The organism is Actinoplanes sp. HUAS TT8 (assembly GCF_051380535.1).
In the GTDB taxonomy this organism is placed as follows: Bacteria; Actinomycetota; Actinomycetes; order Mycobacteriales; family Micromonosporaceae; genus Actinoplanes.
The window spans coordinates 5,931,463-5,957,923 of sequence record NZ_CP195646.1; the positions used below are offsets into that span (position 1 = coordinate 5,931,463).

A 26,461-nucleotide genomic window follows, 5' to 3' on the forward strand; every position below is an offset into this window, starting at 1 on the left:
GTGGAGTGACGGCGGCGATTCGTGCAGTAACGTGCGAATCATGCAGGCATTGCGCTTCGCCGCCGCCCTCTACCGGCGCCAGCTGGCCATCCACTACTGGGGCCGGGTGCGGCGGGACCCTCTGTCCCGTCTGCACCTGGCCGAGGGCCGGGAGAATCCGTACGCCGTCTACGACGAGGTCCGCGCGTTCGGGCCGCTGGCGCCGACCCGGCTCGGCAACTACACGACCGCGACCCACGCGGTCTGCAACAGCGTGCTGCGGGACCGGCGGTTCGGCCCGCGGGCGGTCGAGATGAACGGGCCGGGCGCGCCGGGCGACCAGATCGACATGTCGTTCCTGGACAAGGATCCGCCCGAGCACACCCGGCTGCGGCGCCTGGCCCAGCCGGCGTTCAGCCCCAAACAGATCGCCGGATACCGCCCGCGGGTCGAACGGGTGGTCGGCGACCTGCTAGACGCGGCGGCCGCCCGGGGCACGTTCGACATCGTCCACGACTTCGCCGCGCCACTGCCCATCGCCGTCATCTCCGACCTGCTCGGCATCCCGGACGCCGACGCCGACGCGTTCGCCGAGCACGGCGCGGTCGTCGGCAGCGCCCTCGACGGGGTCCGGTCGCTGCGGCACGCGGCCGCGCTGCAGGCGGCCAGCAACGCCATGGACGAGGTGTTCGTCCGGCTGTTCGCGCTGCGCCGCCAGGAACCGGCCGACGACGCGGTGAGCCGCATCCTGGCCGCCGAGGGTGATCAGATCCAGTCACGCGAGCTGCTGCCGATGTGCCGGTTGCTGCTCGTGGCCGGCTTCGAGACGACGGTCAACCTGATCGGCAACGCGGTGAACGCGCTGCTCGACCACCCCGAGCAGTGGGACGCGCTCTGCGCCGACCCGGCCGGGCGGGCCGACGCGGCGGTCGAGGAGACGCTGCGGTGGGACTCGCCGGTGCAGCGGACCGCGCGGTGCGCCCGCGAGGACGTCGAGGTGGCCGGGCGTACGGTGCGGCGCGGCCAGTTCATCGTCTGCCTGCTCGGCGGCGCGAACCGCGACCCGGACGTCTACGCCCGGGCCGACCGGTTCGATCTCGGGCGCGTCCCGGAGGCCGACCACCTGTCGTTCTCCAGCGGCATCCACTACTGCGTGGGGGCGCCGCTGGCGCGGATGGAGGCCGGGATCGCGCTGCGGCTGCTGGCCGAGCGGATGCCCGGGCTGCGGCGGGCCGGGACGCTGCGGCGGCGCAACGCCAGCATCATCCGGGGGCCGCTGACCCTGCCGGTGGCCACCGGGCGGCCGGCCGCCCTGGCTCGCTGAGCCCTTAACTTCAACGCCGGCCTCCGGGTCCTACCCGGCGGCCGGTGGCCGGGGTCTCACTTCGCGGCCGGCGGCCGGGGTCTCACTTCGCGGCCAGCATCCGGGGTCTCACTTCGCGGCCAGCATCCGGTTGAACAGGTTGCGGGTGGCCCGCTGGATGCGCGCGTCGGTGTACCGCCCGTGGACCAGCGCCAGCGGCCAGTGGAACGTGCCCGCGTCGAACACGATCGTGCCCTCCGGCGTGACGCTCAGGCTCGTGTTCTGGACCACCCGGCCACGCTTGGCGTCGGTGTACGGACTCTCCGACAGCACGGTCCGCTGCGCGCCGTACCCCACCGGGACGTCCGGGAACACGCCGTCGGCCTCCCCGCCGACCAGCTTCGGGATGGTGTCGCCGTCGCGCAGGCCGGTCCCGGCCCAGAGCCAGTGCCCGGCCTCGCGGACCACGAGCGGGGCGGGCCGGTCCGGGATGCCGTTGTACTGCACGCCGAGCGTCCGGCCCTCGGCGTGCGAGTGGCCCGGGCCGAGGTCGCGCCAGAGTTTCGTCGGGCCGAACCGGCCCGGCGCCGGGTCCACGGCGTCCTTGTAGCAGGTCACCACCCGGCCGGCCGCCTCCATCCGGATGTTCCAGTACACGTTGTTGGCGGCCAGGAACGCGCAGTGGGTGCCGCCGCGGATCGCCTTGTCCAGCACCTGGCGCATCGCGCCCGACCAGTACTCGTCGTGGCCGGAGAAGACCAGCCCCCGGTGCCGGGCCGGGTCGACGCGGCCCTCGTGCAGGTCGATGCTGGTGGCGTAGGTGACGTCGTAGCCGTTCGACTCCAGCCACTTGGCGGCGGCGATGTCCAGGTCGAACAGCTTGGGCCGGCCACCGTTGGCGAACGGGCGGTTGAACGACACCCGGTACGCCCGCTGGTCGATCCCGCCCGACTTCCCGCCCGGGAGGTAGCCGCGGTAGAGGTTGCGCCCGGTGTGCCCGTCCATCGGCCACATGTTGTACGCCGCGTACGTGGTGAACGGCACCACCATCAGGAAGTCGGAGCGCCGCTGGTCCTCGCGGACCACGAACAGGGTGAGGGCCCGGTCCCCGTCGCGGGTCTCGAAGACCGCCAGGTACATCCCCGACGTCCAGTACGCCGGCGTGTGCAGCGTCCACGAGACCGGCCAGTCGCAGTCGATCAGCCCGGTCACCGGGTCGGGCACCGGCACCGCGCGGGGCTGCCCGGACAGTTCGCCGCTGGCGCCCACCTGCTGGGTCCCGCGCCCGTCGATCCGGTGGACGGTGACGGTGAACGGCTGCGGGCGGGCCACGGCGACGTGGAAGTCGATCGGGTCGCCGGCGTTCACCGAGGTCGCGGACGCGTAGCCCTGGATCTGCCGGAGCCGGTCGGTGACGTTGACCGGCAGGCGCAGCGCGTCCGCCGACGCCCGCTGGGCCGGCACGACCGGCGCGGCCGGCCGCGGACGGTCCCGCAGCGCCTGGCGGGGCACGCTCGTCGCCTCGGCGGGCACGGCCAGGCCGGTGGCGGCCGCTCCGGCGCCGAGAGCGAGAAACTTGAGCACGGTGCGACGACCCGAGCGCGACAAGACGAAATACCTTCCCCGTGGTAACCGCCTGCGGCGGCGTGCCGAAAGCTAGCACAGGGCGGCAAAGGGGTCAGATCCCGAAGTGGCGGGTCCCGGTCAGGCCGAGCAGCTCGGTGAGCCCGGTCACCCGCAGTTGCCGATGCACGAACTCGCTGGGGTTGCGCAGCTGGAAGCCGACACCGATGTCCCGGGCGGCCCGCTGGCCCGCGACCAGTGCGCTGATGCCGACCGAGTCCATGAAGGTGACGTACGTCAGATCGACCACCATCATGGTCGGACGGTCCCGCTGCATCGTCTCCAGCAGAGCCTCGCGCAATGGCTCGACAGTGGCCGAGTCGAGGCTGCCGCGCACGTCGACGACCATCGAGCCGTCGGCCTGCCGCCGTGTCGTGATCACGGCCTCGCCCATTGCGACCTCGCCCACCGAACATTCCCAGTCGGGCGATTTGCCCGATCTGACCACCGTACCCGCCCCGACGTGACCCTCGCAGGCTGCCGCGCGGTTTACCGGAGGCGCCGCACAACCCGTACGCCGAGCCGGTTTTCGCAAGTCGAACGGGAGAAGTTCACACATCGCGCCGATCAACTCGGTGTGCGGCTTGCGCACTCAGTGATCGCGGGATGACGGTGTGCTGACGCTCCGGAAGGGGGAACGGCATGGCCAGGTCAGGATTGTTCGCGATCCGCGACGTCGGTTCGCTGATCCACGAGACGGCCGAAGAGGGCACCGAACTCAAGAAAGCGGTCGGCGTCACCCAGCTGACCGCGATGGGGGTCGGCGCGATCATCGGCACCGGCATCTTCGTGGTGATCGGCAAGGGCTCCGGCATCGCCGGCCCGGCCGTGATCCTCTCGTTCATACTCGCGGCGGTGGCCTGCGTGTTCTCCGCGCTGTCGTACGCCGAACTGGCGTCCTCGATCCCGGTCTCGGGCAGCGCGTACACGTACACCTACGCGACCCTGGGTGAGATCGTCGCCTGGATCATCGGCTGGGACCTCATTCTCGAGTACGGGGTGTCGGTGGCCGGCATCGCGATCGGCTGGGGCGGCAACCTCAACGCGTTCCTGGACTCGGCGTTCGGGGTGGCCCTGCCCGACGCGATCGCCAAGTCCCCCGAGGACGGCGGGGTCATCAACCTGCCGGCCGTCTTCATCGTCCTGGCCATCACCCTGCTGCTGATCCGCGGCGTGACCGAGAGCGCCCGGGTCAACCTGGTGATGGTCGTGGTCAAGCTCGTCGTGCTGATCTTCTTCCTGGTGGTGGCGTTCGCGAACTTCGGCACCGGCAACTTCCACCCGTTCGCCCCGGACGGCGCGGACGGGGTGACGGCCGCCGCGGCGATCATCTTCTTCGCGTACATCGGGTTCGACGCGGTCTCCACCGGCAGCGAGGAGGCCCGCAACCCGGCCCGCGACCTGCCCTGGGCGATCATCGGCTCGCTCGCCATCTGCACGCTGTTCTACGTGCTGACCGCGGTCGGGGCGCTCGGTATCGCCAGCCCGGACCAGATGAAGGACAGCGACGCGCCCCTGGCGGCGGCGCTGGACCAGGGCGCGGGGATGAGCTGGGCGGCCGGGATCCTGGCCCTGGGCGCGGTGGTGGCGATCACCAGCGTGGTGCTGGTCATCTTCTACGGCCAGACGCGGATCTTCTTCGCGATGTGCCGGGACGGGCTGCTGCCCCGCCGGATGGCCAAGGTCAACCCGCGGTACGGCACGCCGGCCCGGCTGACGATCACCCTCGGGGTGCTGATCGCGATCCTGGCCGCGCTGGTGCCGCTGGGCACCATCGTGGAGCTGGTCAACATCGGCACGCTGTTCGCGTTCGTGCTGGTCAACATCGGGGTGATCATCCTGCGGCGGACCAAGCCGGACATGCCGCGGCCGTACCGGGTGCCGTGGTCGCCGGTGCTGCCGCTGCTCGGTGTGGCCTTCGCGATCTACCTGATGTCCGACCTGCCGTTCGACACCTGGATCCGGTTCGTGGTGTGGCTGGCCGTCGGTCTGATCATCTACGCCGCCTACGGCTACCGGCACTCCCGGGTGCGCCTGGCCGCCACATCGTCCGAAGAGGGACAGGACTCATGACCGGCCCGGTCATAGTCGGCGCCGACCACAGCCCGGGGACGGCCGACGCCCTCGCCCTGGGCCGGTGGCTGGCCGAGACCCTGGAGGTGCCGCTGATCGTCGCGGTCGTCCACCCGGCCCCGTCGGCGATCGGCTCCGGCCGGGTCGACGCCGAGTGGATCGCCGACCGCCACCGGGCCGCCGAGCGCATCCTGACCGAGGCCCGCTCCACCCTGGACGACCGCACCGGCGTCGAGTACCGGGTCGTCGCCTCCACCTCGGCCGCGCACGGCCTGCACGACCTGGCCGAGCAGACCGGCGCCGCGATGCTCGTGGTCGGTTCGGGCGCCGCCGCCCCGGCCGCCCGGATCTTCGCCGGCAGCACCGCCGAGCGGCTGCTGGCCGGCACGATCTGCCCGGTCGCGGTCGCCCCGGCCGGTGGCGTGGCGCCCGGCTCGCTCGGCCGGATCGGCGTCGCCTACGTGGACACCCCGGACGGGCGAGCCGCGCTGAGCGCCGCGGCCGCGCTGGCCCGGCGCACCGGGAGCCCGCTGCTGCTGGTCACCGTGGTGGCCGGCGGGGACGCGGCGCTGCCGTTCATGATCGGTGACGACGCCGAGCGGGCCTTTCTCGACACGGCCCGGGAGACGTACGAGGACGCCCTGCGCAACGCCGCCGCGAGCGTCCCCGACGTGTCGGCCGAGTGGGAGCTGCGCTCCGGTGACGTGGTCGAGGAGCTGGCCGCGCTCGACGACGTGGACGTGCTGTTCTGCGGCTCCCGCGGCTACGGCCCGACGCGCCGGGTGTTACTCGGCGGCGTGTCGGGCCGGCTTCTGCGACGGGCGCGCCGTCCCCTCGTGGTGGTGCCGCGCGCCTGAGTTGCCGGCATACGTCGGCTCCTCCGCCGCCCGCTGATCCCAGGCGGGCGGCGGCGGGTTCAGCTCCATCATCGGCACGTACACCCGGGCGTCCACCGCCTCGGCCAGCAGCAGCGCCGCGACCAGCGCGGTCGGCCGGTCGGCGGGGTCGCGGCGCAGGCAGCGGTAGCACAGGTCGAGGACCTCGGGCGGCAGCCCGTCCATCTGCGGCAGCGGCTCCGGATCCCAGTAGCGCTGGGCGTGGATCAGCTCGGTGTTCGACCGCGTGGTCCACGGCTTGCGCCCGGCCAGGCAGTGGTAGAGCAGCGAGCCGAGCCCGAACATGTCCGACGCCGGGGACGCCGGGAGCCCCTCGAAGCGTTCCGGGGCGACGTAGGCCGGCGTGCCCATGACCGGCCCGTCCGGGTCGGCCTCGGGCGTACCGACGGCCGCCGCGATGCCGAAGTCGAGGACCTTGGCGCCGCTCGGGGTGAGCATCACGTTGGCCGGCTTGATGTCGCGGTGCACCACGTTCTCGGCGTGGGCGGCGGCCAGCGCGGCCGCCACCTCGGCGCAGATGCGCACCCCGATCCGCCAGTCGAGGCGGCCCCCGGCCAGATGTTCGCTGAGCGTCTGCCCCTCGACCAGTTCCATCACGATGTACGGCACGTCGAGGCGCCCCGGTGTCGGCGACGTCCCGAAGTCGTGCACCCCGGCCACGTTCGGGTGCGCGAGCCGCGCCGCCGAGCGGGCCTCGGCCCGGATCAGCTCCACCCCGGCCTCGCCGAGCGTGCCCTCCACCGCCGGCGCCATGATCTTGACGGCCACCGGCCGGTCCAGGACCTGGTCGTGACCCCGCCACACCTCGGACATGCCACCCAGTCCGATCCGGTGCACCAGCTGATAGCGCCCACCCAGCGTCCGCACGGAACTCCCTTCGCCGTCCGTCCGGTGATACCCCGGCCGTTCCGGCGCAAACGCGCAAAAATGGCGGAACCAAACCTTGTGGGTCCGGTTCCGCCATGTAAACGTCCGCTGCTGTACGCAGGCTCCCGACGCGGCTCCCACGCTAGGGCACCGGCATTCAGGTCACGCACAGGACCCCACCGAGAGTGACGGTCCTCTCAGCTTGAACCCGGCCTGAGCAGGGGTTCAGGCCGGCGAGCCGATCACTTTCCGCTATCAGACCCTTTCCGTACGCAGGTCGTGCGCCCCGTCGGCCCGGGTGGCCTCGTAGTAGATGCGCCGTCCACCGCCGGGCAGGTCGACCAGGCTCAGGTAGCGCAGCCCGTACGGCGGGTGCGGGCTGCCCACCGGCTCGTGCTCCTCGGCCGTGAGCTCGCCGAACGTCCCGTCCGGGAGCCGGACGCCGCGGGCCACACCAGTGCGCTCCTCCCAGTTCTCCCCGGCCGTCGCCCGCCCGTCGTAGGCGACGGTGATCTCGTCCCCGTTCACCTGGACGGAGGACACCCGCACACCCCGCGCGTCCCACCGCCCGGGACGACCGGCGAGGGCCGTCCGCCGCCGGGTCCAGTGCACGCCGTCCGGGCTGGTCGCGTACTCGGTGGTCATCCGGTCGGCGTCGTCCCACGATTCGAGGGGGTGCACCGACGCCCACAGGTGCCAGCCGTGCTCGTCGTGGTGCAGCACCGGGTCCTTCCAGGCGGCCGTGTCGTCGCCGGCCAGCACGGTCACCGGTTCGGCGGCGGCCAGGCCCTCCGGGGTGGCCGCCTCCAGCAGGTCGACCCGCCAGTGCTTGGTGCCCGGGGTGGCGGCGCTGACGTAGAGCCGCCACCGTCCCTCGGGGGTGCGCACCAGTGCCGGCCGTTCCAGCGACTCGGCCTCGAACGCATCCTTGCCGACCTCGGCCACCACGGTGAAGGTCAGCCCGTCGGAGGACCGGGCGATCACGTTGGAGATCCCCCGGCCGGCCCCGATCGGCAGCCGCACCCGATAGGCCAGGTAGACGTGGCCGTCGGCCACGATCGAGCTGGGCGCCCCGGACCACGCCCCCGGCTCGGTGCCCGGCGGCTCCACCACCACCGTGGAGTCTTCCCAGCTCGGCAGCGGCAGGGTGGTGGTTCCGACGGTCACTTGACCTCCTGTGAACGGTTGGTGGAGCGGGCGTGCCGGTCGACGCTCAGCCAGTCGTCGAACCGCTCGCCGGTGATCTCCTGGAGCAGCGCGATGTCGTCGGTGAAGTGTGGCAGCAGTTCGGCCCGCTCGGCCGGTGTCGTGACCGGGCGTGTCCCCTTCTTGCGGTGCAGCAGCGTCAGCAGCGGCCCGCGGGCGGCCAGCCGCAACGGCACCGGGAAGTGGTGGCCGATCTCGCCGCCGGTGCGCAGCAGGGCGCGCAGCACGGCGTTGACCGTGTTGTCCTCGACGACGTGCCGGTTCACGTTCTCCTTGGGGATGGCGGTGAGCAGCCCGGTCCCCACCCCGAGGAAGGCGCAGACCCGGTCGAGCGTGGCGGCCGGCGCGTCCTTGAGCTCCTTGTAGCGCAGCAGCAGCACCTGCTCGCGCGGGAACCGCTCGTAGAGGTGCTGCAGCTGGCGGCCGTAGAGCCCGAGGCCGAGGTAGTGCCAGAACTGGGCCCAGCCGGCCTCGATCCGGGCCGGCTCGGCCCGGCACGCGGCCAGGAAGTCGGCCTCGGCCTCCAGGCCGGCGTTCCACAGGTGGGTCCAGTTCGAGTGCGCCCGGTCGACCGGGTCACGCAGCAGCAGGATGATCCGCACGTCCGGGGTGAGCTTGCGGATCCGGTCGTGCGCGTCCAGGTCGTGCAGGTAGAACGGCGTCGCCTCGCCGAGCCGGGCCCCGGCCGGTGCCGTGGCGAACAGCGCCTCGTAGTCGTTGCGGCGCCAGATGTGCTCCTGGTAGGTCTGCACATCGCCGGGACCGCCGTGGTCCGGTGGCGGGCCGTCGGAGAGGAAGAACTTCGGCTCCTTGACCGGGGAGAGGTACAGCTCCGGATGGCCGGTCAGGGCCGCGTGCAGGGCCGTCGTGCCGGCTTTGGGAACGCCGGCTATCAGGAAGTCGGGAAGTGCCATGGGTCCCCCTCGAACGCCGCGAGCTCGCGCGCAAAGTGAGGTAAGCCTACAGAACTACTAGGCTTTCGCATCCCCGGTCCCGAACAGGCGCCGCCACCACCGGCGCGGCCGATACCGCGGGCACGCGCACGTCGCACACTCCGTGCCCGCACGGAAGTGCTGATGAGCCCCGCCCGAGTGGCCGCACACACAGTTGTTCATCACCCGTAAGACTACCCCGCTCCCTAGCCAATTCTCATTACACCGCGTAATCTCTGCATGCTCCCGGAACGCCTGCCAGCGCATATGTCGTCACGGATCAGTCACTGTGTGTAATGACTGAACTATTCCGCGTCGGCGCGCGTACCGGGAAACGACACCGAATTCGCTTCACCCCGGGAGCGTGCACCATGTTCCGGCTCATCCAGCTGCACACCGAAGCCGGTGTGCCACGCATCGGCGTCGACCCCGACGGATACGTCAGTGCCCGCGCCGCCCTGGCCCGCTACCGCACCCAGCCCGCCACCTACTTCGCGGTCGGCCGCTTCGACCACGAGGGCACCCTCACCGAGGTGATCCTCGATCCGTCCTGCGGCCTGGACGGGGCCTGCCAGCGGCCCGCCTCGGTGATCCACGCCAAGACGTTCCAGCGGCTCTGCGAGGGCTGCGCCACCGGCATGGACGTGCTCACCGTCCCCCAGCTGGCCCGCCGCCTCGGCATCGCCTGCCGCCTCGCCCCGCCGATCGCCCGCCACCGGCAGAACACCCTCGGCGGCCTGCGCTCCCCGGCCGGCAACCGCATCGCCCGCGAATTCGCCGACCACATCCACGACCCGGCCTGGCGCCGCGAACTCTGCGGCGAACTCGGCCAGACCCCGACCGCCCTCAACGGCCTGCTGATCGGCGCCGGCGCGCTCAGCCACCGCCAGGTCCTCGACCTGTACCCGGCGCTGTGCGCCCTCGGCGAGGAACTTCCGGACGGCATCCGGGCCGACCTCTCCCGCGCCACCGCCCGGCCGCTCTCGCCGGCCGGCGTCGCCGGCCTGCGCCTCGGCCTCGGCTGACCCCGGGCCGCTCCCCACTCACCCTTCGCCGATCGCTCACCCGCCGCTCGGCGAGATCCAGACCGATGTGCGCGTACGGCGACCAGCCCCGCCCCGTGGCGGCCGGCCGCGAGGCCCCGGCCCGCTCACGGTCGCGGCGCGACTCGCGCGGGGCCGGGTGGTCACCCATGGCGGGGCGGGGCTGACGCCGTACCCTCAGGGGATTTTGATCTTGAGGATCTGGCCGGTGCCGGGGCTGTTCCCGCGGTTGGTGACGTAGGCGTCGTGGCCGTGAACGGTCAGGCCGCCCGGAGCCGTGAGGCCGCCGGTCGGGACGGCCTGGCGGGCGCCTCGGGGGCCGATTCTGATCAGGGCGTTGCGCTCCAGGGTGTAGAGGTGGCCGCCGGAGCCCCAGGCCAGGTCGATCACCGGCGGGCCGGACGCGAAGACCTGCGGGCGGCCTCGGAGCGGGACCCGCCAGACCCCGGTGGGGCCGCCCGCGTAGAGGGCGCCGTCCGGGCCGGCCGCCAGCGAGGTCATGACCCGCCCCGGGAAGCCGGCGATCGTGCTGGTGCGGCCGCGGGTGCCGATCCGCCGCAGCTCGCTGCCGCCCGCGCCGTCGGGGGTGATGACGTAGCGGACGCGGTCGACGGCCAGAACCGCGCCCGGACCGGTGGTGTAACGCGGGGTGCCGCCCGGGTCGATGCTCACGTCCGAGGGCCCGGCCGCCTCCGCGCCGGCCGGTGATGCCTGGGACGGGAGATTCGTGACGACGCGGCGCACTTGACCGTTTCTGATCGCAGCGATGGCACCGGACGGGCCGGAGCAGATCCGGCCGCCGCGCGATCCGGCCGGCCGGCACGGGCCGCCGCGGCCGGCCTCGGCCACGTACAGCGTGCCGTCCGGGCCGAAGGCCAGGCCGCGGGGGTTGTCCAGCCCGCTCGCGACGACCGGCGACGGTGGTCGCGCCGGCTCGACGGCCGGTCCGGCGACCGGTGGTGGGGCGGGGTTGATCAGGAGACCGGCGAGCAGCGCGCCGCCGATCGTCGAACCCAGGGTGATCATGTAATTCCTCTCGGTAGCCTTTGTGGACTCCGAAAGGTTCCATCGCGGCCCGGGCGTGGCGAGTCCGCGAGTCCTCGATCTGACCACGCTACGGTCATCCGTATGGGGAGCACGATGGCCGGACTCGTGGACCGGGCCAGAGGGTTGACCGCGGGCGGGCGGCGCGCGGTGCTGGGCATCGCCGGTCCGCCCGGCGCCGGCAAGACCACCCTGGCCGAGGCGCTTCGGGCCGAGCTGGCCGACGCCCCGCCGCCCGGTCTCCCGGCCGGGAGCTGGGTGGCCCACGTGCCGATGGACGGGTTCCACCTGGCCGACGTCGAGCTGGACCGGCTCGGGCTGCGGTCGCGCAAGGGCGCACCGGAGACGTTCGACGCCTGGGGTTACACGGCCCTGCTGCGCCGATTCCTGGCCGGCGAGGACGAGACGGTCTACGCGCCGGGCTTCGAGCGCGAGCTGGAGCAGCCGATCGCCGGGGCGATCCCGGTGCCACTGGCGGTCCGGCTGGTGATCACCGAGGGGAACTATCTGCTGCTCGGCCAGGAGCGCTGGGCCGGGCTGCGGGAGGTGTTCGCCGAGGTCTGGTACGCCGACCTCGACCCCGGCGAGCGGCTGCGCCGGCTGGTCGCGCGGCACGTCCGGTTCGGCAAGGAGCCGGCCGCGGCGCTGGCCTGGGCCACCGGGACGGACGAGCGCAACGCCGAACTGATCGCCACCACCCGCCCCCGGGCCGACCTGCTCGTGCCCTCGGCCCTGCTCGGTTCGCTCGGAGCTGATCCCGGAACCGGGCTTTTGTCGTAGGCCGGTGGCATGCTTGCTCGCATGTCGGTGGAAGAGGCGGTCGAGGCGAAGCCACGACGGCGCCGGGCAGGCGCCCGGTTCGGTGTCATTCTGGTCGCGGTGATCGCGCTGCTGTTCGGCGTGCCGTGGGCCACCCTGGTCTGGTCGGGCAATGCCTGGCCGACGCCGGTGTTCGTCCTCGGGACGGTGCTGTTCGCCGTGGTCGCGGCCGGTTTCCCGGTCTTGATGTTCCGCGGGCACGGCCGGCGCGACGACCGCAGCTCCCGGATCGCCGACACCACGCTCGGTGTCGTCTGGGTGCTGTTCGTCTGGTCCGTGCTCGGTCAGGTCCTCGGCCTGGTCCTGGCGCTGGCCGGGGTCGACGACCCGGTCCGTTCCCGCATCGTGTCCGCCCTGGTCCTGGCCGTCTCACTGGTCCTGCTGATCTGGGGCTGGACCGAGGCCATGCGCGTCTCCCGGGTGCGGAAGGTCGACGTGACCATCCCCCGGCTCGGCCGCGGGCTGGACGGCCTGCGGGTGGTGCTGATCACCGACACGCACTACGGGCCGATCGACCGTTCGCGCTGGTCGCGCGGCGTCGTCGAGGTGATCAACTCGTTGGATCCGGACATCGTCGCCCACACCGGCGACATCGCCGACGGCGAGGTGCCGCAGCGCATCTCGCAGGCGTCCCCGCTCGGTGACGTCCGCGCCGGGATGGCCCGGGTCTACGTGACCGGCAACCACGAGTACATGAGCGGCGCCCAGGGCTGGGTGGAGTACATGTCGTCCCTGGGCTGGGAGGCCCTGCACAACCGGCACCTGGTCGTCTCCCGCGACGGCGACTCGCTGATCGTGGCCGGCGTCGACGACCGCACGGCCGCCGGCTCGGGCGTTCCCGGCCACCACATGGACCACGAGGCCGCGCTGGCCGGCACCGACCCGGCGCTGCCGGTCCTGCTCCTGGCCCACCAGCCGCAGCAGATCACCGGCGCGGTCGCGCACGGCATCGACCTGCAACTGTCCGGGCACACGCACGGCGGGCAGATGTGGCCGTTCCACTACCTGGTCCGCATCGACCAGCCGGTCCTGCAGGGCCTGTCCCGGCACTCGGAGCGCACCCAGCTCTACACCAGCCGCGGCACCGGCTTCTGGGGTCCGCCGTTCCGGATCTTCGCCCCGAGCGAGATCACCCTGCTGACCCTCCACGCCGAGAGCTGACACCGCCGCAGCCGCGCCGCACCGGCCGACCCCGCGCCGGGCGGCTGCGGCTGCGGCTGCGGCTGCGGCTGCGGCTGCGGCTGCGGCTGCGGCTGCGGCTGCGAGATCATGATCACGCGGGGAGCCGACTCCTCTCCGGGTGAGCGACTTGCCGGGAATAAACCGGTTGAGTGTGGTCCACGGGACTGCGCAGGATGGGGTACCGCCTTCTTCCCCATCGTCCAGAGGACTTCCTCATGCGCTTGCTTCGCGACCTGTGGGTCACCTCCCGAAGTCGGGCAGCGCTCGCCGCTTTCCTGATCGTGCTCGGCGCGGCCGGATCGTCGCTCGCGCTCGCGCTCGCCGGATCGGTGCTGGTCAACCGTTCCTTATCGGTGTTCTTCGTGCTGGCCGGGGCGCTCGGCGCGGCCGTGCTCAGCGACGTCTTCGTCGGCCTGGTCGCGGCCCGGCTGACCGCCGAGTGGGCGGCCCGGGTCCGGCGTGGACTCAACCGGGTCGCGTTCGGCCAGGACATCCCCACGCTGGAGAACACGCCGGTCGGCGAGCTGCTCGACCGGATCGACTCCGACGTCTACCAGGTCGCCTCCGAGCTGCGCGGCAGCGGCGTGCGCATCGCGCAGTCGCTGGCGGTGGCCACCCTCTCAATCGTCACCGCGTTCTTCGTCTGGTGGCCGGCCGCGCTCGGGATGATCGCGGTCACCGTCCTGATCTTCGTGACGATGAACAAGCCGATCCAGCGGATCTCCCCGGTGCGCATCTCCGAGGAGGAGGCCTGGTCCGACCTGGCCGCCGTCATGGAGGAGGCCATCCACGGGCAGGACGACGTGCGGACCAGCCTGGCCGCACCCTACGTCCAGCGGCTCTTCGCCGACCGGGCCCGCGAGGTGCTCGCGCGGGGGCGACGCGTCTGGCGCGCGTCCTCGAAGATCACGATGTGGGCGGGGGCGATCACCCGTACGCTGATCGCGTCTTTGGTTGTCGTCGGCGCGTGGGCCCTGGTCACCGGGCACATCGACGGCGCCCGGCTGACCGCCGTGTGGCTTCTCGCGTTGGGTTTCGGCGGCACGCTCGAACAGGTCACCCGGATGGTGCCCGAGCTGCAGAACGCGCTCGGCGCGTGGGGCCGGGTGCAGATGCTGGCCGCGATCCCGCAGGAGCCGACCGAGGGAGTGCCGCCGGTCGACGGCGACCTGGTCGTGCGGGACCTGACGTTCCGCTACGGCGAGGCCGACAGTGGACGGCCGCCGGCCCTGCGCGGGGTCAGCGTGACCTTCGCCCGCGGCCGGTCGTACGCGTTGATCGGCCGGACCGGATCGGGCAAGTCGACGCTGGCCAAGGTGCTGACCCGGGCGGTCGACGTGCCGGCCGGCACGGTGTTCCTGGGCGGCGTCGACATCAACGACATCGGCGTCGACGGGCTGCGGCGCTGGACCGCGATCGTGCCGCAGCGCACCGAGATCCTGGCCGGCACGCTGGCCGAGAACATCGCGCTCTTCGACGAGCAGCTGATGCCGCGCGCCGGTGAGGCCGTCGACGAGCTGGGCCTGTCGGCCTGGGTCGCCGGCCTGCCCGACGGCATCGACACCCGGCTCGGCGACGGAGGCTACAAACTCTCGGCCGGGCAGGAACAGCTGGTGGCGTTCGCCCGGATCCTGGTCCGCGACCCGCAGGTGGTGATCCTCGACGAGGCGACCGCCCGGATGGACCCGGTCACCGAGTCCTGGGTGCAGCGGGCCACCGACCGGCTGCTGCAGGGCCGGATCGGCGTGATCGTCGCGCACCGCCTGTCCTCGGTGCAGCGCTGCGACGAGGTCGTCGTGCTGGCCGACGGCGAACTGCTGGAGGCCGGCCCGCTGCGCGAGTCGCAACGCTTCGCCGAGCTGATGGCCAGCAGCAACCTGGCCGTCCCGGCCGCCGCCGGCCATCCCGGCGGCGGCGTGCTGCTCGACGACGAACGGGACTGGGACACCGCGGCCCGGGTCGAGCTCGGCCCGGACGCGCTCGGCAACCCGCTGCCCACCGTCGAACCGCCCCCGCTGCCCGAGGCCCCGCCGACCCGGACCATGCGGGAGATCGCACGGCTGGCCACCAACGACGCGCGGTACGGGCTCGGCGCGGTCGGCCTGTTCGTGTTCCTGGTGCTCTTCGGCCTGGACGGCGCGGTCCTGCCGCTGCTCTGGTCCGACGTGGTCGACGGCGTCGGCGACCCGCGGCTGCCCGCGATCGGGATCGCCGCGGCGCTGCTCGCGCTGATCCCCACGCTCTACTACACCGGGGCCTGGTTCCCGGAGTGGTGGGTGCGGCAGATGCTGCGGATCAGCCTGCGCCTGGTCAACGGGCAGATCGGCCCGCGCCGGGTCAGCAAGCACACCCCGGCCGAGGTCGTCGCCCAGGGCGGTGACACCGAGCGGGTCGTGATGCTGGCCGACAACCTGATCGACAACGGCGTCGCCCTGCTCACCGTGATCGCCATGACCGCGACCGCGCAGTCACCGGTGCCGGCCCTGTTCTTCCTCGGCACCATGCTGGTGTCCGGGCTGGCCGCGACCCTGTTCGGTCCGCGGCTGGAGCAGGCCGCCCGGCGGACCGTGGCGGCCCGCGCGGCGTTCGCGACCGCGCTGGTCTCCTCGCTGTCGGCGGCCCGCACGGTGAAACTGGCCGGCGCGACCGAACCGGTCCTGACCCACCTGGCCCGGCTCGACACCCGGCGCAGCGAGCTGCAGTGGCGGGAGATCGCGATCCAGGTGTGGGCGCGGTCGACACCGTCGATCGCCAGCGGGCTGCTGCCGATCGCGGTCTGGGCGATGTACCTCAACGGGCGGCTCAGCGCCGCGGCCACACTGATCGCGGTGGCGACCCTCGGGTCGGCCCGCTGGTTCGCGTGGACCACGGCGTCGCTGGTCTCGCACTTCCCGTCCGCCCGGGTGTGGACGGCCCGGACCGTGGCCATGTCGGGCTCCGGGGCGTACTCCTCGGACGTGCCCGGCGTGGACATCTCGGCCGGGACCGCGCCGGCTCCGCCGGCGGCGCCCCGCAATCCGCTGCGCACTCTCGAGCTGCGCGGCTTCAGCGCCGTCCACGAGAACGGCGCCCAGGGCGTACGGGACGTGGACCTGACCGTCGACCGCGGTGAGCTGGTGCTCGTCGTGGGACCGGTCGGGTCGGGCAAGTCGTCGCTGCTGCGCGCCCTGGCCGGGATCGTGCACCACACCGGCGACCTGTGCTGGAACGGCGAACCGGTGCGCGACCCGGAACTGTTCCTGCGGCCCAACCAGGTCGGGTACGTGGCCCAGCTGCCCCGGGTCCTCTCCGGGACGGTGGCCGACAACATCCAGCTCGGCCACGAGGTCGACGCGGCCGACGCGGTGTCGGTGGCCCAGCTGGATCACGACCTGACCGCGGCCGGAGGCGGACTGCAGCTGCTCATCGGGCACAAGGGAACCCGGCTCTCCGGCGGCCAGCTGCAACGGCTCGCCCTGGCCCGGGCCCTGGCCCCGCGCACCGAACTGCTGATCGCCGACGACGTGTCCTCGGCACTGGACGTCACCACCGAACTGGAGTTGTGGCGGGCGCTGCGCTCGCACGGGGTGACCGTGGTCGGGTCGACCTCGAAACGGGCGGCGCTGGCCCAGGCCGACCGGGTGGTCGTCCTGATCGGTGGCAAGGCCGAGGACCAGGGGACGTGGCCCGAGCTGGAGGACCGCTGGGGCCACCTGGCCGGGTGATCGGGCGGGGCTCGGACTTCTCCGGGCCCCGTCCGCCGCGGTCGGTACCTCCCCGCGGCCGTTCAAGCCTGAGACCACGCTGAGGAAACTGCGCGTCCCGCATATTTGCGGGGCGCGCAGTTTTTGTTAGCGTGGTTGGCATGGGACACCGGGAGACCAAGAAACAGGCCACCCGGACCGCGCTCAGCTGGGCCGCGATCCGGCTCATCGCCGAGCGTGGATACGACAAGGTGCTGGTGGAGGACATCGCGGCGGCCGCCGGAGTGTCACCCCGCACGTTCAACAACTACTTCTCCGGCAAGGCCGAAGCGGTCGCGGCCCGGCACCTCGACCGCTGCCTCGGCCTGGCCGAGACCCTGCGCGGGCGGCCCGCCGGCGAGCCGCTCTGGGACTCGATCACCGCGGCCGTGCTGGCCCAGTTCACGCCGGGGCCGGAAGTCACCGCCCACCCGGAGCCGGACCCGGACGACTGGGTGGCCGGCATCCGGCTGATGGTGGCCGTCCCCGCCGTCCGCGCGGAAATCCTGCGCGCCGGCGCCGATGCCGAACACGCGATCGGAGCCGCCGTCGCCGAACGGACCGGCCTCGACGTCGACAAGGACCTCTACCCGAAACTGGTCGCGGCAACGGTGCTGGCGGCCAACAACGTCGTCGTCCTGCAATTCCTTGACGGCGGTGGGGTCGTCAGCCGGGAGACGGTGCCGGCGCTGCTCGCCGAGGCGCTGGGGCAGATCCGGGCGGGCCTCCCCCAACCCTGACCCGGGCGCGCCTCCTACAACCCTGACCCCGGTCCTGACCCGAGCGGGCCCAGCCCTGACCCGGGCGTGTCGATCATGGTGACCGGGCTTCAGACAGGACCCACCCTCCCCAGAGGGGGGCCACCTCCACACCGTTCATTGTCGCGGAGATCGGGGCGGGCCGCGGGGCGGCCTGTGGACAGACCTCCAGTGTGGACAACCGCCAGCGAGAGCCAGAACGTGCTAACGCCACGACCCAGGAACGGCACCGTTCGAGCTCGGCCGCGTCAGCGACGCCGGCTCACCGCGAGCACCGGCACGAGGTCGGCCGCATCGCCGGGCGACTCGGGCCTCGGAGCACCACCAACGCCGGCCTGATCTTCAGAGCACCGCCGATGGCGGTGCGAGCTGGGGAGTCCGGCTCACGGAACTTGACTCTGACCACAGCGCGGCTCATCGCCGTACCCAATAAGGGGTTTTATCATGGTTTTTGATGTTGTGATCATCGGGGCCGGACCGAACGGCCTCATGCTCGCCTGCGAACTCGCCCTGGCCGGCGTCCGCCCCATCGTTCTGGAGCGCCGAACCGGGCCGTCGACCGAGCAACGCGCGAACGGCCTGGTCGGCCGCATCGTCCCGATGCTGCACCGGCGCGGACTCTACGAGCGGCTGACCGGCCGCCCCGGGGCTCCGGTACCCGCGCCCGGGCATGTCTTCGGCGCGTTCCACCTCAAGCTCGACGACATTCCGGACAACCCGATGGACCTCCTCCTGGCGCCCCAGCAGAAGATCGAGGCAATGCTGGCCGAACGGGCGGCCGAGCTCGGCGTGGAGATCCGTGGTGGACATTCGCTGACCGATCTGGATCAGAAGGATGATCGCGTGGTCGCGGTCGTCGACGGGCCTGACGGTCCCTATCGGATCGAGGCGCGATACCTGGTCGGCGCCGACGGGGGCCGCAGTGTCACCCGCAAGCTGAGCGGCTTCGCCTTTCCCGGGGTGACCGATGACCGGTCGGTTTCTCGGACCGCCGCGGTCGACGTGCCCGAGGGGCTCCGCGACCCGGTTACCGGTGGGCTGCTGATTCCCGGGTACGGCCTGGTCCCGCCGTTCCAGCATCATCGCACCGAGCGTGGTCTCGTCGCCTGGGCGCCCTTCCCCGACGGTCGGAATCTGATCACCGCTGCGACGACCGACCGCCCGGTTCCGATGCAGACCGCCGCCGAGGCGGGCGGGAAAGCCCCCGGGGAGGTCCCCGTGACACTCGACGAGGTTCTGGAGAGCCTCGCCTACGTGCTCGGTGTCGCGGTCCCCCTGCTGCCGCCGACCGGCCCGGAGCCGCACACCCTGCGCCGGCTGTCCGGCGGCAACACCCGGATCGCCGACCGCTACCGCCAGGGCCGGGTGCTGCTGCTCGGCGACGCCGCGCACGTGCATTCGGCGATCGGCGGGCCGGGCCTCAACCTGGGCCTGCAGGACGCGATCAACCTGGGCTGGAAGCTTGCGGCTCAGGTGCGGGGCTGGGCGCCGGAGGGGCTGCTCGACACGTACGAGTCGGAGCGCCGTCCGGTGGCCGAGCGGGTCGTCATGCACACCCAGGCGCAGTCGTTGCTGGCCGGGCCGGGACCGGCGGTGACCGCGCTGCGCACGCTCTTCGCGGAGCTCATGGAGGAGAAGGCGGTGGTCGGCCGGCTCGCGGCGCTCATCGCCGGAACCGATTTCCGGTACGAGCACTGCGGCGCCTTCGGACCCGATCTCGGCGCGCTGACCCACAGTGGACGTCCGCTGCTCGTCGACGACACGGGCGCTCTGGCGGCGATCGCCGCGCCCTGGCGGGACCGGGTGGACGTGGTCACCGTGCCGGGTGTGGACGCCATGCTGATCCGCCCGGACAACTACGTGGCCTGGACCGGCGCGTCGGGGGAAGGCTTGACCTCGGCCCTGGCCCGCTGGTTCGGCGCACCGGCGCGGCTGACCTGAGCCCGGAGCCGTCGGCCGTGGCCGTGCCGGGGTCAGCTGGCGATCTGGGCTTCGAGCTGGGTGACGGCGGCGGTCACGGTGTCGGCCGGGATGGCGAAGCCGAGGCCGACGCTGCCGGTGCTGTCGCCGGAGGTGGCGATGGCGACGTTGATCCCGACGACGCGGCCGGACGTGTCGACCAGCGCGCCGCCCGAGTTGCCCTGGTTGATCGGGGCGTCGGTCTGCAGCAGGCCGGTCAGTTTCTCCTCGCCGGTGTCCAGGCTGCGGTCCTTGGCCGAGACGATGCCCGAGGTCACGGTGCCTTCCAGGCCGAGCGGGGCGCCGAACGCGAGGACCGTGTCGCCGACCGCGATGCTGTCGTCGGTGGCGAACGTGACCGGGGTCAGCCCGGTGAGCCCGGTCGCCTGAACCAGTGCCAGGTCGTGCGTGGTGTCGGTGGCGACGACCTTGGCCGGCACGGTCCGGCCGTCGGAGAGCCGGACGCTGACCGTGCCGTTGGAGGAGATCACGTGGTTGTTGGTGAGGATCAGACCGTCGTCGCTGAGGACGACACCGGAGCCGAGCGACGACTCCCGCGTGCTGTCGACGAGCACGGTCACGATACTCGGCTGGACCTGGGCGACGATCGGGGCCAGCTCGTCGCCCTCGGTGATCGTGGTGGCGGCCACGGTCGTACCGGAGGTGCCGGTCGCAGCGGACGCCGAGCCGCCGCTCAGGTAGCGCTCAGTCAGGAACGCGCCGCCGCTGCCGCCGGCCCCGATCAGCACGAGCACCGCCGCGCCACCGGCGATCCGCCGCTTCCACCGCGGGTCACGCGGGGGCTGCACCATCACCGGGGGAATGGGGAACAGGTGAGCCGGCGCCCGGTGGGACAGGACGTGGGCGGCGTGGTGCTCGTCGGCGTTGCGGTTCAGCAGGTCGGTCATGCCCTAACGGTGACGCCGGAAAATGTCTTGATCCGATGAGCGCTCTGTGACTTCGCTGTGTCCCCCGGACGGGTCCGGTGCGCCGGATCGGCCGGCGGCTCCGGCTCCTCTACGGTCTTTCCGGTGAATTACGGTCGTATTACCCGTTCGGTAGGTTTTGCTGTGGTGCTGCTCGGCTCGATGGCGGGCTGCTCGGCGAGTTCCGACCCGGTGTGGGTGGCGGGCCGGGCGCTGCCGTCGGTCTCCCCGACGCCGTCGTCCTCGACGGCCGCCGCCGCGAACCCGGATCGTTTCGTGGCCGAGGTCCGGCAGAAGTTTCCGGAACTGGCCCTGGATCGTCGCGACGAGGAGATCGCCGACCTGGGCACCGCGGCCTGTGCGTCACCTAAAGATCAAGATCAGGACACCCTTTCCGCGTACGGCGTGTCCGCCGCGCAGGCCGAGCGGCTCCGCGGCGTCGCCAAGGTCGACCTCTGCCCGTAGGCCGCGCTCGATCGGTCGCCCCGCCCGGGGCGGCCACCGAGGCGGTCGCCGATCCGGTCGGCCGAAAGTAGGAGAACCGCACAGGCGATAGAGACCCTCGGCAGATGTCGAGCACAGCGGATTTCCCGATGCTGGAGTCAGACAGCGAATCGGGGAGGTAACGATGACCGCACGAGGTGTGCTCACCATGGTCGGCACCGCCGTCGGGGGCCTGATCGGCTGGGCCGAGACCGCGCCCACCGCGGACCCGGAGTCCCTGCGCGTGCTCTTCACCGACTTCGGCGTCGAGGTCGGCCCGGACGACACCGACCTGACCGAGGCGGTCCGCGCGTTCCAGGCCCGGGTCGGTCTGCCCGCCGACGGCGAGGCCGGCCCGGAGACGGCCCACCTGCTCGCGCGCTACGCGGCCGAGGCCCGCGAGCTCACCGAGTTCCGCCGGGCCGCCTGATCCGCCCGTACCGTCGCACGCCACCGGCGGCTCCGGGCGGCACGCGGGTCCGCACCATCGGGGGACACGACGCCGCGGGAGGGCGTGCGGTTGGTTAGGTTGGGCGGCGATGAACGGCATCGAGCAACGGCGTCCGGGTGAGCTGATCACGTACTACGACGACGCCACCGGGGAACGGGTCGGGCTGACCGCGGCCGAGCTGGGCGACTGGAGCGCGGCCACCGCGGCGCTGCTGACCGAGGAGTGCGGGCTGCGTCCGGGGAACCGGGTCGGCGTGCTGCTGCCGCCGCACTGGCAGACGGCGGCGGTGCTGCTCGGGGCCTGGTCGGGCGGGTTCGAGGTGTCGTTCCGGGGCTGGAGCACGGCCGGGCTGCTCGGCGGGGGCGGTCCGGCGCTGGACGTGACGTTCGTGGAGCGGCGGCGGGTCGGCAACTGGCTGGACGAGGTGCCGCCGGCCACGCATCGGTTCGTGCTGGGTCTGGCGCCGAACGGGGCGCCGGCTGACGACGTACCGGATGATTATCGTGATTTTCCGCAGGCTGTGCGCGCGCATCTGGGCTCGGCGCCGCCGCAGGGTCGCGCCGGGGTTTCCGCGGCGGCGATCCCGGACGGTACGACGTTCGGGGAGTACGGCGCGACCGCCGCGGGCATCGCGCAGGCCCGCGGCATCACGCGGGGTGATCGGGTACTGATCGAGACCGATGCGTCCGAGGAGCCGTTGATCTGGTTGCTGGCGCCACTGACGGCCGGGGCCTCGATCGTGCTGTGCGCGAACCTGGACCGGTCGCGGCTGGACGAACGGATGACCACCGAGGGCGTGACCCGGCTGTTTTGACGCCGGTCTTCTTCTACTGTGGAGCCTCGGGCGGTAGCGTTCGCCCATGGAGGTTTTCGATCAACTCGCTGAGAAATACCAGGGCGAGCACAGCCATAATCCGTTCCAGGCCGCGCTGATCGAGGAGATCAGCACCACGCTGCCGGCCGGTACCTCAGTGCTCGATCTGGGCTGCGGCACCGGCGTACCCACCGCCCAGGTTCTGACCGACTCCGATCACCGTGTGGTGGGCGTCGACATCGCCGAGGGGATGCTGCGTCGGGCCCGCGAGCAGGTGCCCGCGGCCGAGTTCGTCCACGCGAACTTCGCCGAGCTGCCCGACGACTTCGGTACGTTCGAGGCGGTCACCGCATTCTTCTCGCTGTTGATGCTGAGCAAGGCCGACATCGAGCGCACCCTCGACAAGATTCACGGCTGGCTCAAGCCGGGCGGCTACTTCGCGCTCGGCATGGTCAACTTCGACGCGGACAGCATCCCGATCGAGTTCATGGGTGTCCCGGTGACCGTTTCCGGTTACCTGGAACCGGATCTCAAGGCGGTGCTGGAGGCGCACGGTTTCACGGTCGTCAGCATCGAGACCGTGTTCTTCACCCCCACCGACGGCCCGCAGGAGAGTCAGATCTTCGCCCTGGCCCAGATCCCGGAGTGATCACCGGGCCGGGGCGTCAGCGCGCCCCGGCCCGGCCTCGCTACTCGTCGAAGTCGACGACCACCTTGGGTGACGCGGCCAGGCTCTGGCAGGTCAGCACGAACCCGGCGGCCAGCTCGGCGTCCTCCAGCGCGAAGTTGCGCCGCATCGTCACGTCACCCTCGACCACCCGCGCCCGGCAGGTGCCGCAGACGCCGCCCTTGCAGGCGAACGGCAGGTCGGGCCGGGCCCGCTGCACGCCGTCGAGCAGGGTGACGCCCTCCTCGACGGTGACCGTGGTCGACCGGCCGTCCAACTGGACGGTGATCTCGCTGCTCGGGCCGGTGGACTCCGGTTCCGGCCGGACCGGTTCGGGCGGCGCCTCGTCGACCCAGAACAGCTCGCGGTGAACCCGCTCCGGCGCGACGCCGGCCTCGGCCAGCACCGCGGTCGCGTCGGTCACCATCCCGAACGGCCCGCACAACCACCAATGGTCGACCGCCGCGACGTCGATGAGCAGCGGCAGCAGCTCGCGCAGCCGGGCCGCGTCGAGCCGCCCGGAGAACAGGTCGGCCTCGCGCGGTTCGCGGGACAACACGTGCACGAGCTCCAGGCGGGCCGGATGCCGATCCTTGAGGTCGGCCAACTCCTCGGCGAACATCACGGTTTCGGTACGGCGGTTGCCGTACAGCAGCACCACCTCGGTGCTGGCCCGGCGCAGCAGGGACGCCGCGATCGACAGCACCGGGGTGATCCCGGACCCGGCCGCGATCAGCACGTGCCGCCCGCCGGCGGTCAGGTCCGGGGTGAACGTCCCGGACGGCGGGGCGACCTCCAGTTCGTCGCCGGGCCGCAGGTCGTGCACGATCCAGCCGGAGACCCGGCCGCCGGGCACCTCGCGCACACCGATCCGGGGGGCGCCGCCGTCGGGGGCGCAGATCGAGTACGTCCGGCGCTCGTCGTCGCGGCGCACGGTCAGCGACTGCCCGGGCCGGAACGCGAACCGCTCGGCCAGCTCGGGCGGCACGGCCAGGGTGACCGCGACCGCGTCCGGGCAGAGCCGGTCGACCGCGGCGACCCGCAGCGCGTGGAAACCACCAGTGGCCACGGCCTAGATCTCCTTCATGTGCTCGAACGGTTCCTGGCAGGCCGGGCAGCGGCGCAGCTCACGACAGGCGGTGGCGCCGAAGGCAGCGACCGCCTCGGTGTCGGCCGAACCGCAGCGCGGGCACCGGATCCCGCCGCCGCGCGGGGTGAGGGTGAGCGGGATCGGACCGGACGCGCGGCGGGGCGCCGGGCCCGGGGGCGCGATGCCGGCCTCGGCCAGCTTGCGGCGGCCGCTGTCGGTGATCCAGTCGGTGGTCCAGGCCGGGGCCAGCACGGTCCGCACCTCGACCGGGCCGAACCCGGCCGTGCGCAGCGCCGACGCGATGTCGGCGCGGATGCTCTCCATCGCCGGGCATCCCGAGTACGTCGGGGTGATCGTCACCGTCACGCCGTCGCCGTCCTGCCGCACGTCCCGCACGATGCCCAGCTCGGCCAGGGTGACCATGGGCAGTTCGGGGTCGGTGACCGTGCCGACGACCTGTTCGGCGATCACCAGGAGCCTCCGGGGACCGCCCGCGCCAGCTCCTGCATCTCGGCGAGGATCTCGGTCAGCGCCTCGGTGTGGTCACCGTCGCGCCCAAGTCCCGAGATTTCCGATATTTCGCCCGACGCCTCCAGCGTGGCCGCCGTCAGCACCTCGGCCAGCACGGCGTCGAACTCACCCCGAACCCCGGACGGGTCGACGGCTACGCCGGCCAGGCGCAGCTCGATGTCGTGAGCGCGGAACAGCTCGCCGACAAAAGCCGAAATGTCGGATATCGCGGCCGCCATCCGGGAGTGCGACAACGGAGTGCCGTCACCGAGTCGAACCACCCAGCGGGCGGCGTAATCCCGGTGATACGTCAGCTCCTTCACGCCTTTCGCGGCGATCGCGGCCAGCATCAGATCCCGCGACCCACTCAGCCGGTCGAAGATCGCCAACCGCCACGTCGTGAACACCAGCAACTGCGCCATGAGCTGCGCGAAGTCCCCGGCCTCCCACTCCGCCAGCCGCACGTTACGGAACTCGCCCGGATCCCGCCGGTACGCGAGATCGTCCTCGTCCCGACCCGCCCCCTCGGCCATCGCGGCCCGGGTCAGCAGCAACCGCGCCTGCCCGAGCAGATCCAGCCCGATGTTGGCCAGGGCCAGTTCGTCCTCCAGCTCGGGTGCGCGGGTCACCCACTGCTGCAGCCGGTGCGACAGGATCAGCGCGTCGTCGCCGAGCATCAGGCAGTACGCCATCAGGTCGGCCCGGTCCACCCCCTCGGGCAGCTCGGCCGGCACCCCCTGGAGGGGGTCGGTGAAGCCGGTCCCGTAGGCCCAGCGGGCGTCGTCGTCGTGATCGGTCAGCGCGCCGTACGCGTCGTCGAAGGCCATCAGATGTGCGGAACCGAGTCGGGAATGGCGTAGTACGTCGGGTGCCGGTACACCTTGTCGGCGCTCGGCTCGAAGTACGCCGCCTTGTCGTCCGGGTCGCTCGCCACCACGTCGTCGGAGAGCACCACCCAGATGCTGACGCCCTCGTTGCGCCGGGTGTACAGATCCCGCGCGTGCTGCACGGCCATCTGATGATCGGCCGCCCGCAGCGAGCCCACGTGCACGTGGTTGAGGCCGCGCTTGGCCCGCACGAACACCTCGAACAGCGGCCACTCGTGCTTGATCTCTTCGGTCATCGTCCGCTCCCGTGCTTGGCCGCGTGCGCCGCGGCCGCCTCGCGCACCCACGCGCCGTCACTGTCGGCCTGCTTGCGCCGTTCGATCCGCTGCCGGTTCATCGGCCCGTCGCCGGAGATGACCTGCTTCAGCTCGGCCCAGTCGGGCTGCCCGAAGTCGTAGTGCTCCCGGTCGGCGTTCCAGCTCAACGCCGGGTCGGGCAGGGTCACGCCGAGCGCCTGGGCCTGCGGCACCGACATGTCGACGAAGCGCTGCCGCAGTTCGTCGTTGCTGTGCCGTTTGATCTTCCAGGCCATCGAGCGGGCCGAGTTGGGCGAGTCGCCGTCGGGCGGGCCGAACATCATCAGCGACGGCCACCACCAGCGGTTCACCGCGTCCTGCACCATGTCGCGCTGCTCGGCGGTGCCGTTCATCATGGTCATCAGCAGCTCGTAGCCCTGCCGCTGGTGGAACGACTCCTCCTTGCAGATCCGGATCATGGCTCGCGCGTACGGCCCGAAGGAGCTGCGGCACAGCGGAACCTGATTGCAGATCGCGGCGCCGTCGACCAGCCACCCGATCACGCCGACGTCGGCGAAGGTCAGGGTCGGGTAGTTGAAGATCGACGAATACTTCTGCCGGCCCTCAATCAGCCGCCGGGTCAGGTCCCCGCGGTCGGCGCCGAGCGTCTCGGCCGCCGAGTACAGGTAGAGCCCGTGCCCGGCCTCGTCCTGCACCTTGGCGAGGAGGATCGCCTTGCGCCGCAGGGTCGGGGCACGGGTGATCCAGTCCCCTTCCGGCTGCATGCCGATGATCTCGGAGTGGGCGTGCTGGGCGATCTGCCGGATCAGCGTCTGGCGGTAGCCGTCCGGCATCCAGTCCCGCGGCTCCACCCGCTGATCCTTCGCGATGGTGTCGTTGAACGTGTCCTCACCGCTCATCACGCCCTCCTCCCTGTCAGAATGGATCACTTGCGGCCACTCGCGCCGCCGGAGCGACGCACTCGTAATGC

General features: G+C 72.1%; 25 protein-coding genes. 13 read left to right on the forward strand and 12 right to left on the reverse strand.

Translation table 11 applies throughout. The features are described 5' to 3' along the window. The first annotated feature begins 40 nt into the window (after nucleotides 1–40). On the forward strand, nucleotides 41–1,303 hold the full coding sequence (locus ACSHV8_RS26595) for a cytochrome P450 (protein ID WP_436519763.1): 1,263 nt from the start codon (nucleotides 41–43) through the stop codon (nucleotides 1,301–1,303). Between the two features lie 108 nt (nucleotides 1,304–1,411). Here ACSHV8_RS26595 and ACSHV8_RS26600 read toward each other — a convergent pair whose 3' ends face one another. Together ACSHV8_RS26600 and ACSHV8_RS26605 are read right to left on the reverse strand one after the other, a co-directional pair. Then, entirely contained in the window at nucleotides 1,412–2,866 is a 1,455-nt protein-coding gene (locus tag ACSHV8_RS26600; protein WP_436519765.1) for a N,N-dimethylformamidase beta subunit family domain-containing protein, read from the reverse strand. Nucleotides 2,867–2,960: 94 nt separating this feature from the next. Continuing rightward, nucleotides 2,961–3,314: an STAS domain-containing protein gene (locus ACSHV8_RS26605; protein WP_436519767.1), complete on the reverse strand. Its 354-nt coding sequence runs from the start codon at nucleotides 3,312–3,314 to the stop codon at nucleotides 2,961–2,963. 233 nt (nucleotides 3,315–3,547) lie between these two features. Between ACSHV8_RS26605 and ACSHV8_RS26610 the strand changes: the two genes are divergently transcribed. Next, nucleotides 3,548–4,978 carry an amino acid permease gene (locus ACSHV8_RS26610; RefSeq protein WP_436519769.1) on the forward strand — a complete coding sequence of 477 codons (1,431 nt, stop codon included), beginning with the start codon at nucleotides 3,548–3,550 and terminating at the stop codon, nucleotides 4,976–4,978. Then, entirely contained in the window at nucleotides 4,975–5,835 is an 861-nt protein-coding gene (locus ACSHV8_RS26615; protein ID WP_436519771.1) for a universal stress protein, read from the forward strand. Before ACSHV8_RS26610 ends, ACSHV8_RS26615 begins: the two co-directional genes overlap by 4 nt. Here the strand turns inward: ACSHV8_RS26615 and ACSHV8_RS26620 are convergent. The 3 genes from ACSHV8_RS26620 to ACSHV8_RS26630 all read right to left on the reverse strand — a co-directional run bounded on the left by ACSHV8_RS26620 (nucleotide 5,764) and on the right by ACSHV8_RS26630 (nucleotide 8,861). After that, on the reverse strand, nucleotides 5,764–6,741 hold the full coding sequence (locus ACSHV8_RS26620) for a serine/threonine-protein kinase (RefSeq protein WP_436519773.1): 978 nt from the start codon (nucleotides 6,739–6,741) through the stop codon (nucleotides 5,764–5,766). The two genes, ACSHV8_RS26615 and ACSHV8_RS26620, sit on opposite strands and share 72 nt — an antisense overlap. A 255-nt stretch (nucleotides 6,742–6,996) precedes the next feature. Then, nucleotides 6,997–7,908: a hypothetical protein gene (locus tag ACSHV8_RS26625; protein ID WP_436519775.1), complete on the reverse strand. Its 912-nt coding sequence runs from the start codon at nucleotides 7,906–7,908 to the stop codon at nucleotides 6,997–6,999. After that, nucleotides 7,905–8,861, reverse strand: a complete 957-nt coding sequence (locus ACSHV8_RS26630; protein WP_436519777.1) for a sulfotransferase family protein — start codon at nucleotides 8,859–8,861, stop codon at nucleotides 7,905–7,907. Before ACSHV8_RS26630 ends, ACSHV8_RS26625 begins: the two co-directional genes overlap by 4 nt. Before the next feature lie 389 nt (nucleotides 8,862–9,250). Here ACSHV8_RS26630 and ACSHV8_RS26635 point away from each other — a divergent pair, with 389 nt between their 5' ends. Further along, entirely contained in the window at nucleotides 9,251–9,904 is a 654-nt protein-coding gene (locus ACSHV8_RS26635) for a hypothetical protein (protein ID WP_436519779.1), read from the forward strand. Between the two features lie 195 nt (nucleotides 9,905–10,099). Here the strand turns inward: ACSHV8_RS26635 and ACSHV8_RS26640 are convergent, their stop codons facing one another. Continuing rightward, nucleotides 10,100–10,948 (reverse strand): ScyD/ScyE family protein, encoded by an 849-nt coding sequence (locus ACSHV8_RS26640; RefSeq protein WP_436519781.1) that lies wholly within the window; start codon nucleotides 10,946–10,948, stop codon nucleotides 10,100–10,102. Nucleotides 10,949–11,050: 102 nt separating this feature from the next. On the opposite strand from ACSHV8_RS26640, the gene ACSHV8_RS26645 reads away from it, so the two are divergent. From ACSHV8_RS26645 to ACSHV8_RS26665, 5 genes are all read left to right on the forward strand, one after another. Beyond that, entirely contained in the window at nucleotides 11,051–11,746 is a 696-nt protein-coding gene (locus ACSHV8_RS26645) for a nucleoside/nucleotide kinase family protein (protein ID WP_436519783.1), read from the forward strand. Between the two features lie 21 nt (nucleotides 11,747–11,767). Next, nucleotides 11,768–12,946 carry a metallophosphoesterase gene (locus ACSHV8_RS26650; RefSeq protein ID WP_436519785.1) on the forward strand — a complete coding sequence of 393 codons (1,179 nt, stop codon included), beginning with the start codon at nucleotides 11,768–11,770 and terminating at the stop codon, nucleotides 12,944–12,946. Between the two features lie 236 nt (nucleotides 12,947–13,182). Beyond that, a complete protein-coding gene (locus ACSHV8_RS26655) occupies nucleotides 13,183–16,671 on the forward strand; it encodes an ATP-binding cassette domain-containing protein (protein WP_436519787.1) in 3,489 nt (1,162 codons plus the stop codon). A gap of 140 nt (nucleotides 16,672–16,811) precedes the next feature. Next, nucleotides 16,812–17,429, forward strand: a complete 618-nt coding sequence (locus ACSHV8_RS26660; protein WP_436519789.1) for a TetR family transcriptional regulator — start codon at nucleotides 16,812–16,814, stop codon at nucleotides 17,427–17,429. A 462-nt stretch (nucleotides 17,430–17,891) separates the two neighbouring features. Next, a complete protein-coding gene (locus tag ACSHV8_RS26665; RefSeq protein WP_436519791.1) occupies nucleotides 17,892–19,388 on the forward strand; it encodes an FAD-dependent monooxygenase in 1,497 nt (498 codons plus the stop codon). A 32-nt stretch (nucleotides 19,389–19,420) separates the two neighbouring features. On the opposite strand, the gene ACSHV8_RS26670 is transcribed toward ACSHV8_RS26665, so the two are convergent. After that, complete coding sequence (locus ACSHV8_RS26670; RefSeq protein WP_436519793.1) at nucleotides 19,421–20,314, reverse strand: S1C family serine protease; 894 nt, start codon at nucleotides 20,312–20,314, stop codon at nucleotides 19,421–19,423. A gap of 162 nt (nucleotides 20,315–20,476) precedes the next feature. On the opposite strand from ACSHV8_RS26670, the gene ACSHV8_RS26675 reads away from it, so the two are divergent. The 4 genes from ACSHV8_RS26675 (at nucleotide 20,477) to ACSHV8_RS26690 (ending at nucleotide 22,729) form a co-directional block, all read left to right on the forward strand. Continuing rightward, nucleotides 20,477–20,797 (forward strand): hypothetical protein, encoded by a 321-nt coding sequence (locus ACSHV8_RS26675; protein ID WP_436519795.1) that lies wholly within the window; start codon nucleotides 20,477–20,479, stop codon nucleotides 20,795–20,797. A 163-nt stretch (nucleotides 20,798–20,960) separates the two neighbouring features. After that, a complete protein-coding gene (locus ACSHV8_RS26680; protein ID WP_436519797.1) occupies nucleotides 20,961–21,245 on the forward strand; it encodes a peptidoglycan-binding protein in 285 nt (94 codons plus the stop codon). A 109-nt stretch (nucleotides 21,246–21,354) separates the two neighbouring features. Continuing rightward, a complete protein-coding gene (locus ACSHV8_RS26685) occupies nucleotides 21,355–22,080 on the forward strand; it encodes a TIGR03089 family protein (RefSeq protein WP_436519799.1) in 726 nt (241 codons plus the stop codon). 46 nt (nucleotides 22,081–22,126) lie between these two features. After that, nucleotides 22,127–22,729, forward strand: a complete 603-nt coding sequence (locus ACSHV8_RS26690) for a class I SAM-dependent methyltransferase (RefSeq protein WP_436519801.1) — start codon at nucleotides 22,127–22,129, stop codon at nucleotides 22,727–22,729. Between the two features lie 40 nt (nucleotides 22,730–22,769). On the opposite strand, the gene paaE is transcribed toward ACSHV8_RS26690, so the two are convergent. Genes paaE through paaA form a run of 5 tightly spaced genes read right to left on the reverse strand, consistent with a single transcriptional unit; the run spans nucleotide 22,770 to nucleotide 26,390 of the window. Then, nucleotides 22,770–23,816, reverse strand: coding sequence for a 1,2-phenylacetyl-CoA epoxidase subunit PaaE (gene paaE / locus ACSHV8_RS26695; protein WP_436519803.1), 1,047 nt, complete (start codon nucleotides 23,814–23,816; stop codon nucleotides 22,770–22,772). A gap of 3 nt (nucleotides 23,817–23,819) precedes the next feature. Continuing rightward, a complete protein-coding gene (gene paaD / locus ACSHV8_RS26700; RefSeq protein ID WP_436536914.1) occupies nucleotides 23,820–24,311 on the reverse strand; it encodes a 1,2-phenylacetyl-CoA epoxidase subunit PaaD in 492 nt (163 codons plus the stop codon). Continuing rightward, nucleotides 24,305–25,174 carry a 1,2-phenylacetyl-CoA epoxidase subunit PaaC gene (paaC, locus tag ACSHV8_RS26705; RefSeq protein ID WP_436519805.1) on the reverse strand — a complete coding sequence of 290 codons (870 nt, stop codon included), beginning with the start codon at nucleotides 25,172–25,174 and terminating at the stop codon, nucleotides 24,305–24,307. Before paaC ends, paaD begins: the two co-directional genes overlap by 7 nt. After that, the gene (paaB, locus tag ACSHV8_RS26710; RefSeq protein WP_436519807.1) at nucleotides 25,174–25,470 is read right to left on the reverse strand and encodes a 1,2-phenylacetyl-CoA epoxidase subunit PaaB; all 297 of its coding nucleotides are present in this window, start codon (nucleotides 25,468–25,470) and stop codon (nucleotides 25,174–25,176) included. The genes paaC and paaB overlap by 1 nt, the downstream gene beginning before the upstream one ends. Continuing rightward, on the reverse strand, nucleotides 25,467–26,390 hold the full coding sequence (paaA, locus tag ACSHV8_RS26715) for a 1,2-phenylacetyl-CoA epoxidase subunit PaaA (protein WP_436519809.1): 924 nt from the start codon (nucleotides 26,388–26,390) through the stop codon (nucleotides 25,467–25,469). Before paaA ends, paaB begins: the two co-directional genes overlap by 4 nt. Nucleotides 26,391–26,461 lie beyond the last annotated feature (71 nt).